The 7,675-nt window shown below is 67.9% G+C and carries 8 protein-coding genes; 6 read left to right on the top strand and 2 right to left on the bottom strand.

Going from position 1 to position 7,675, the window contains the following annotated elements:
* On the top strand, positions 1-458 hold a 458-nt coding region (locus tag KK7_RS21390), incomplete at its 5' end, for a class II aldolase/adducin family protein (protein WP_193378039.1).
* Here the strand turns inward: KK7_RS21390 and KK7_RS0119760 are convergent.
* On the bottom strand, positions 455-1,255 hold the full coding sequence (locus KK7_RS0119760) for a DODA-type extradiol aromatic ring-opening family dioxygenase (RefSeq protein WP_010546371.1): 801 nt from the start codon (positions 1,253-1,255) through the stop codon (positions 455-457). The genes KK7_RS21390 and KK7_RS0119760 overlap by 4 nt on opposite strands.
* 78 nt (positions 1,256-1,333) lie before the next feature.
* Between KK7_RS0119760 and KK7_RS21385 the strand changes: the two genes are divergently transcribed.
* The 3 genes from KK7_RS21385 (at position 1,334) to KK7_RS0119745 (ending at position 3,563) form a co-directional block, all read left to right on the top strand.
* Positions 1,334-1,807, top strand: a complete 474-nt coding sequence (locus KK7_RS21385; protein ID WP_010546370.1) for a (2Fe-2S)-binding protein — start codon at positions 1,334-1,336, stop codon at positions 1,805-1,807.
* A gap of 108 nt (positions 1,808-1,915) precedes the next feature.
* Positions 1,916-2,767 carry an RcnB family protein gene (locus KK7_RS0119750; protein WP_010546369.1) on the top strand — a complete coding sequence of 284 codons (852 nt, stop codon included), beginning with the start codon at positions 1,916-1,918 and terminating at the stop codon, positions 2,765-2,767.
* A 73-nt stretch (positions 2,768-2,840) separates the two neighbouring features.
* On the top strand, positions 2,841-3,563 hold the full coding sequence (locus KK7_RS0119745; protein ID WP_010546368.1) for a prolyl hydroxylase family protein: 723 nt from the start codon (positions 2,841-2,843) through the stop codon (positions 3,561-3,563).
* A gap of 3 nt (positions 3,564-3,566) precedes the next feature.
* Here KK7_RS0119745 and KK7_RS0119740 read toward each other — a convergent pair whose 3' ends face one another.
* On the bottom strand, positions 3,567-3,986 hold the full coding sequence (locus tag KK7_RS0119740; RefSeq protein ID WP_010546367.1) for an RrF2 family transcriptional regulator: 420 nt from the start codon (positions 3,984-3,986) through the stop codon (positions 3,567-3,569).
* A 130-nt stretch (positions 3,987-4,116) separates the two neighbouring features.
* Between KK7_RS0119740 and hcp the strand changes: the two genes are divergently transcribed.
* A complete protein-coding gene (gene hcp, locus KK7_RS0119735) occupies positions 4,117-5,757 on the top strand; it encodes a hydroxylamine reductase (RefSeq protein ID WP_010546366.1) in 1,641 nt (546 codons plus the stop codon).
* A 98-nt stretch (positions 5,758-5,855) separates the two neighbouring features.
* The gene (gene recJ, locus KK7_RS0119730) at positions 5,856-7,622 is read left to right on the top strand and encodes a single-stranded-DNA-specific exonuclease RecJ (protein ID WP_029623471.1); all 1,767 of its coding nucleotides are present in this window, start codon (positions 5,856-5,858) and stop codon (positions 7,620-7,622) included.
* Positions 7,623-7,675: the final 53 nt, after the last annotated feature.

Raw genomic sequence — 7,675 nt, 5'->3', positions numbered from 1 at the left:
CCCCCCCCCCCCCCCCCCCCCCCCCCCCCCACCCCCCCGCCGGCATGGCGGTCGCTTCGCTGGAAGGCGGGCTGCGGCCGACCAATTTCTACGCATGCAACTTCATCGGCCAGATCGCCTATCATGATTTCGAAGGCGTGACCGTGCGCGACGAGGAAGGCGAGCGGCTCCTCGCCAATCTCGGCGACAAGCGGGTGATGCTGCTGCGCAACCACGGCATCCTTGCCATGGGCCGCACGCTGCCCGAGGCGTTCGTCAAGCACTGGGCGCTGCAGCGTGCGTGCGAGATCCAGGTCGCGACGATGAGCATGGGCCAGCCGATCGAGATTTCGCCCGAGGTCGTCGCCGTCCACCAGCGCGACATGCACATGGCGCAGGTGCCGGGCGGCCCGGGCGCTGCGGACTTCGCGGCGATGGTGCGGCTCGTCGACCGGATCGACCGGAGCTGGCGCGACTAGCCGAAGCGGAACCCGCTCACCGCCCAGCCGAACACATGGTCGCGATAGTCGCAAACGGCAGGCCCCTCGCCGCCCGCGCCCATCGCGACCATCAGCGGCAGCAGATGCTCCTCGCGCGGATGGGCGAATTCGGCATGGGGCAGATCGCGCCAGGCGACGATCCGCGCTTCGCGGTGGGCCGGGTCGGGATCGGTCGCCACCGCGACCAGCGCATCGTCCCAGGCATCGGCATAGGGCGTCGCCTGGGGGCCGCGGGTGCGAAGATTGTGGAAGCTCATGCCCGAGCCGACGATCAGCACGCCTTCGTCGCGCAAGGGCGCCAGCGCCTTGCCGATCGCGACATGCGCGGCGGGATCGAGGTCTGCGCGCAGCGACAGCTGGGCGAGTGGAATGTCGGCATCCGGCACCGCGACCTTCATCGGAATGAACACGCCGTGGTCCCAGCCCCGCTCGCGCTCGACGCCGACGGGGAAGCCGGCCGCCTCCAGCAGCGACTTGGCACGCAGCGCGACGTCGGGAGCACCCGGCGCGTCCCAGCGCAGATGATAGGTATGCTCCGGGAAACCATAATAGTCGAACAGCAACGGCTGCCCGTCGCCGACATGCACGGTGACGTCGCGTTCCTCCCAATGCCCCGAGACCAGCAGGATCGCACGCGGGCGCTCCGGCAGGCTGGCGATCAGTCCCGCGAGATAGGCCTGCATCGGCCGCCACATCGGGTCCGGCGGGCCACCGGCGGGATCCATGAAGAAGCAGGGGCCGCCGCCATGGGGCAGGAAGAGCGCGGGCAAGGTCATGCCAGACATGTCGCGCGGCCGGCGCCCGGCGACAATGGCCGTTTCGGAAACCCGTCGTTTCCCGCTAGGGTTGGGGGCATGACTCGGTTCACCGTCAACAACCAGCCGGTCCAGTACGACATGGATCCGCAGACGCCGCTGCTCTGGGCGTTGCGCGACGCTTCCAACCTTACCGGCACCAAATATGGCTGCGGCACCGGTGACTGCGGCGCCTGCACCGTCGATATCGATGGCGCCGCGCGGCTTGCGTGCCGCGAGACGATCGGCGCGATCGAGGGCACGTTCGTCACCACGATCGAAGGGCTCTCAGCCGATCGCAGCCATCCGGTGCAGCAGGCTTTCCTCGCCGCCAACCTGGTGCAATGCGGCTATTGCATCCCCGGCATGGTGATGGCCGCCGCCATCCTGATCCGCACCAACCGCAATCCGTCGGAGGAAGACGTCCGCCAGGGCATCCCCAATATTTGCCGATGCGGCATCTATCCGCGACTGGTGGCCGCCATCCAGGATGCGGCGCGCATCGCCCGCGGAGATCCGGCCGACGCAGGATGAATGCTTTCATTTGGCTGACGAGGCAATTCAGAACCGGCTCAGCAGCGAAGTCTTAATTGAGGCAGCATCGGCACGGCGACTCCGCCGCTGCCACCGGAGAATGGTTCGATGAAGAGGATGCTGTTGGCGGCGATCGCAGCCGCAACCGCGCTGGTTCCCGCCGCCGCCATCGCCCAGGAGCGCGGCGAGCATCGCGGCAACGGAGGCTGGATGCGCCCTGAAGGTCTGCGCGGCGATGGCCAGCGCTGGGGTGGAGGCGCCCCTCGCGCACCGGACAGCGGCGGTTCGTGGCAGCGCCCGCAGACAGCGCCCCAGGCGCAGGATCGCGGGGACTGGCGCCGGCCCGACAGCGTGCCTCGCTCCGCCTTCCAGCAGCCGCAGGGCACCCCGACGCCCGCCCAGCCCCCGCGGGACTGGCGTGGCGGCGACCGGCCGGACTGGCGGAACCGCGGCGGCGGGCGTCGCGATCCCGCCGTGCAGGACCGTCGCTGGGACAACCAGCCCCGTCCCGACTGGAACCGCGACCGCAACTGGAACGCTAACCGCAACTGGAATAGCGATCGCGACTGGGGGCGTCGGGACGGCGATCGTCGTTGGAACGACCGGCGGGACTGGGATCGGGCGGAGCGTTGGCGCGGCGACCGCGGCGTCTGGAACAATGGCTGGCGGAGCGATCACCGCTACGACTGGCGCGCCTATCGCGACTATAACCGCAGCCTGTACCGCCTGCCGCGCTATTATCCGCCGGCGCGCTGGAGCTACGGCTATCGTCGCTTCTCGATCGGCTACCGGATCGACAGCTTCCTGTTCGCCCCGCAATACTGGATCAGCGATCCCTATTCCTATCGCCTGCCCGACGTTTGGGGGCCGTATCGCTGGGTCCGCTATTATGACGACGCGCTGCTCGTCGACGTGGACACCGGCCAGGTGGTCGACGTGATCTACGGCATTTTCTGGTAAGCATGCAGGGGCCGGCAGCGATGTCGGCCCCTTGCCCTTGCAATCGCGGACCCGGGCGGCAAAGAGTTCGCGCGTGAGCAAGACGAACGGCAACAACAAGGGATCGCCCTCCACCAAGCGGGCACAGATCGGGCGCGACGTGGCGGCGCGACTGGACGCCAACCCCAATGTCCGGCGGGCCAAGGTGGAACTGGCCCAGGTCTATACCTATCCGGACTTCTTCACCGACGCCGACTGCGACATGCTGATGGCGCTGATCGACAGCAATGCGCGTCCCTCGACGCTGCTCGCGGCGACCGACGATCCCGACTATCGCACGAGCCACAGTTCGGACCTGTATCGCTGGTCACCGGACGTGCAGGCGATCGACAACCGCATCGCGGACCTCCTCGGCATTCCGGTCGAGAATGCCGAGACGATGCAGGGCCAGCGCTATGCGCCCAACCAGCAGTTCCGCGCCCACTGCGACTATTTCCACGAAGACAGCGGCTATTGGGAGAAGATGCTGGAGACCGGCGGCCAGCGCACCTGGACCGCGATGGCCTATCTCAACGACGTGGAAGAAGGCGGCGCCACCTGGTTTCCGCGCGCCGGCATCCGCTTCAAGCCCAAGCGCGGTCTGCTGGTGATCTGGAACAACATGCTGACCGACGGCAGCCCGAACTACGACACGCTGCACGAAGGCATGCGCGTGGTCGAAGGCACAAAATACATCATCACCAAATGGTTCCGCGAGGAAGCGTGGATCAAGGCCCCGATCACCACCTATCGCTCCGGGGTCGTCGACGCCGACTGAGCGTCACGCCGCGCGGGGCGGCCAGAGCATCCCCGCGCGTCCGCGCAGCACGTCGGCCAGGGTATGGCGCCGCACCACGTCCATGAAGGCGCGCCGAGCTTCGTCGAGCACGCCCGGCAGATTGCATCCACGCACCAGCTTGCACCCGGTGCAGTCGACCATCGGGCAGCGCGGCTCGGTCACGTCGAGCACTGCACCGAGGTTGATCTCCATGGGGTCACGCGCGAGTCGGATACCGCCGCCGCGTCCCCGCACCGCCTCGATGAAGCCGGCATGGGAAAGGCCGTTCGCGATCTTCATCAGATGCGTGGCCGAGATGTCCTGCTCCTCGGCCACCGACGCGATCGATACGCGCCCATCACCCATGCTGCCGAGATGGATCAGCAGACGCAGCGCATAATCGGAGTGGCGAGTCAGTTGCATCTGGCTTCTTCATAGCTGGCAAAACGTGCAGTTGCACAGGCAAGAATTACGGCGGTTTGACTCCGATCAACGTTGCGCCCCCGGTCGCCAAATAAGTGGAATTTATCATTCAGCTTTACCGGAGACGGCGATGTACTGCGTTCAGTGCGAGCAATCGAACAAAGGCGGCTGCGCCGTCAAAATCGGCTCCTGCGGCAAGACCGCGCAGGTGGCGAACCTGCAGGACGTGCTGCTGCGGGTACTGCAGGGCGTTTCTGCCTATGCCGATCGAGCCGCGGCGTGCGGGGCCCGCGATGCCGAGGTGGACTCGTTCACGCTGCATGCCTGGTTCACCACCCTGACCAACGTGAACTTCGACGAAACCCGTTTCGTGCCCTTGATCGCCCGCGCACTGACGCTGCGGGAGCGTGCGCGACGGCTGGCAGAAGCAGCCGGTGCGGACCTGGCCAGCCTGCCCGAGCCGGCGACCTGGAACCCCGGCACGACCCCCGCGGAACTGGCCGCCGCGGCTCCCTTCGCCGCGATCCAGCGCTTCCTCGATCGCGACGGCGCAAGCATCGTCGGGCTGCGCAACCTGATCCTCTACGGGCTGAAGGGCACCGCCGCCTATGGCGAGCATGCCCGGGTGCTCGGCTTCGAGGAGGATGCGATCGCGGCCGAGCTCCACCGCATCGCCGCCTTCCTCGCCACCGACCCCAGCGATGTCGATGCGCTGCTCGGCAACGCGATGGCGATCGGCGCGCTCAACCTGAAGGTGATGGAACTGCTCGACGCCGCCAATACCGGCCGCTTCGGCCACCCGGAGCCGACGGTCGTGCGGATAACCCCGCGCGCCGGCAAGTGCCTGCTCGTCTCCGGCCACGACATGGGTGACCTGGAGGCTATCCTCCAGCAGACCGAGGGCACCGGCGTGCTGGTGTACACGCATGGTGAGCTTCTGCCCGCAAACGCCTATCCTGGCTTGAAGACGTTCCCGCATCTTGCCGGCAACTATGGCGGCGCATGGCAGGACCAGCAGAAGGATTTCGACGCCTTCCCCGGCGCGATCGTAATGACGTCGAACTGCCTGATCAACCCGAACCTGAAGGGCTATGGCGACCGCATCTTCACGGCGGGTCCCGTAGGCTGGAACGGCCTGCCGCACCTAACCGACCATGATTTCCGCCCGGCCATCGCCTGTGCGCTCGCGCAGCCCGGCTTTGCCGAAGACGCGGCCGAGACGACCATCACCATCGGCTTCGCCCGCAACACGGTGATGGGCGTGGCAGATACGCTGCTCGGCATGATCGGCACGGGCGAGGTGAAGAACCTGTTCCTGATCGGCGGCTGCGACGGCGCACGGCCCGGTCGCAACTATTTCCACGATCTGGCAGTGGCGACACCGAAGGACAGCCTCGTCCTCACCATCGGCTGTGGCAAGTTCCGGTTCAACCGTGAGGAGCTTGGCAATATCAATGGTATCCCCCGCGTTCTTGATATCGGTCAATGCAATGATGCCTATTCGGCGATCCGCATCGCCACGGCCGTCGCGAACGCGCTGGGGGTCGGCGTCAACGATCTGCCGCTCCACTATGCGATCAGCTGGTTCGAGCAGAAGGCGACGGCGGTGCTGCTGACGATGCTGCATCTGGGCCTGCGCCGCATCCATCTGGGGCCGACGCTGCCGCAGTTCCTCACCCCCGAAGTGCTCGGCATCCTCATCGACAGGTTCGACATCCGCCCGACCGGCGAGGCCCGCGCGGACCTTGCGCAGATGCTGCAGGCGGCCTGACGGCTGCCATCCCGCCCCGCGCCGCACGCCTGCCCCTCCGGCGTGCGGGACGGGCGTCCACCCTCGACAAGCGGGGTCGCACCGGCCACATCGGGAGCATGTCCCCTGCCCTTAATGTTCACCGTTCGATCCTGGGCCAGCCCTGGCGCTGGCGTGGGTTGGCCGCCGATGCGCGCGACCCGAATTTCGCGCCCGACGATCTCGTCACCCAATTGCTGCTGACCCGCGGTGTCGACCGCGCCGATCTGGAGCGGCACCGCACCCCCAGCATCCGCGCCTTCATGCCGGACCCTTCGATCTTCCGAGACATGGACCGCGCCGCCGAGCGCCTGGCGGATGCCGTCGTGGCGCGGGAGCAGGTCGCGATCTTCGGTGATTACGATGTCGACGGCGCCACCTCCGCCGCGCTGCTGATCCTGTTGCTGCGCGACCTCGGGCTGGAGGCCACCCCCTACATCCCGGACCGGCTGATGGAAGGCTATGGCCCCTCGGGCGAGGCATTGGTGCGGCTGAAGCAGCAGGGCCATGGCCTGATCGTCACCGTCGACTGCGGCGCACAGGCGTTCGAGGCGCTGGCCATGGCCCGCGACGTGGATGCCGACGTGATCGTCGTGGATCATCACAAATGCGCGAGCGAACTGCCGGTCGCCCATGCCCTGGTGAACCCCAATCGGCTGGACGAGACCGAGGGCGCCGAGCATGGCCATCTCGCCGCCGTGGGCGTCGCCTTCCTGTTGGGCGCGGCACTGGTCAGGACGCTGCGCACACGCGGCTATTTCGTCGGCCGCCAGGAGCCGCGCCTGCTCGACCTGCTGGACATCGTGGCATTGGGCACGGTCGCGGACGTGGCGCAGCTGAAGGGGCTCAATCGGGCCTTTGTTGCGCAGGGGCTGAAGGTGATGGCGCAGCGCCGCAACATCGGCCTGGCCGCGTTGATCGAGGCATCGCGCCTCACCCGCGCGCCGACCTGCACCGATCTCGGCTTTGCGCTCGGGCCGCGGATCAATGCCGGTGGTCGTGTGGGCAAGTCGGACCTGGGCGTCCGCCTGCTCACGACCCGCGATCCCGCCGAGGCGCGCGCGATCGCCGCCGAGCTCGACCTGCTCAACGAGGAACGTCGTGCGATCGAGGCCGAGGTCCAGGCCGCTGCCGAATCGCTTTGCGTGACGGGCGAGGACCGGATGGTGGCGCTGGTCGCCGGCCAGGGCTGGCATCCCGGCGTGATCGGCATCGTTGCAGGACGATTGAAGGAGAAGTTCGGCCGCCCGGCACTGGTGATCGCCGTGGGGGATGACGGTATCGGCAAGGGCTCGGGCCGATCGATCCCCGGCGTCGATCTCGGCGCGGCGGTGCTGGCGGCGAAGGACGCGGGGCTGCTGATCGCCGGCGGCGGGCACGCCATGGCCTGCGGCGTGACGGTCGCCGGCGACCGGGTCGACGCGCTCGCCGCGTTTTTGGAGGAGCGTCTGGCGGAGCGAATCGCAGCCGCACGGGGCGAGCGCGCGCTGCTGCTCGACGCGGTGCTGAGCCCCGCCGGCGTGAACCCCATGCTGGTCGAGGCGATGGAGGCCGGTGGTCCCTACGGCATGGGCTGGCCCGCCCCGCGGATCGCAGCAGGACCGGTGCGCGTGCTCAAGGCCGATATCGTCGGTACCGGCGGCCATGTCCGGGTGATCGTGGCCGGCCCGGACGGCCGCAGCATGAAGGCGGTCGCCTTCCGCCAGGCCGATTCGGAGCTGGGCCAGGCGCTGCTCTCCGCCCCCTCGCACCGCCGCCTTTGGCTGGCAGGTCGCGCCAAGGTCGACACCTGGGGCAGCCGCCCGGCGGCAGAATTGCACATAGAAGATGCTGCATGGGCAGAATGAGTGCTTGACGACTTTGGAATCGCCCCCTATTCGGCCGCTCCACGCCACGCAGT

This window comes from Sphingomonas elodea ATCC 31461 (assembly GCF_000226955.1).
In the GTDB taxonomy this organism is placed as follows: Bacteria; Pseudomonadota; Alphaproteobacteria; order Sphingomonadales; family Sphingomonadaceae; genus Sphingomonas; species Sphingomonas elodea.
The sequence above is the reverse complement of the archived record's forward strand: the minus strand, read 5'-3'. Positions and strand labels throughout refer to the sequence as shown.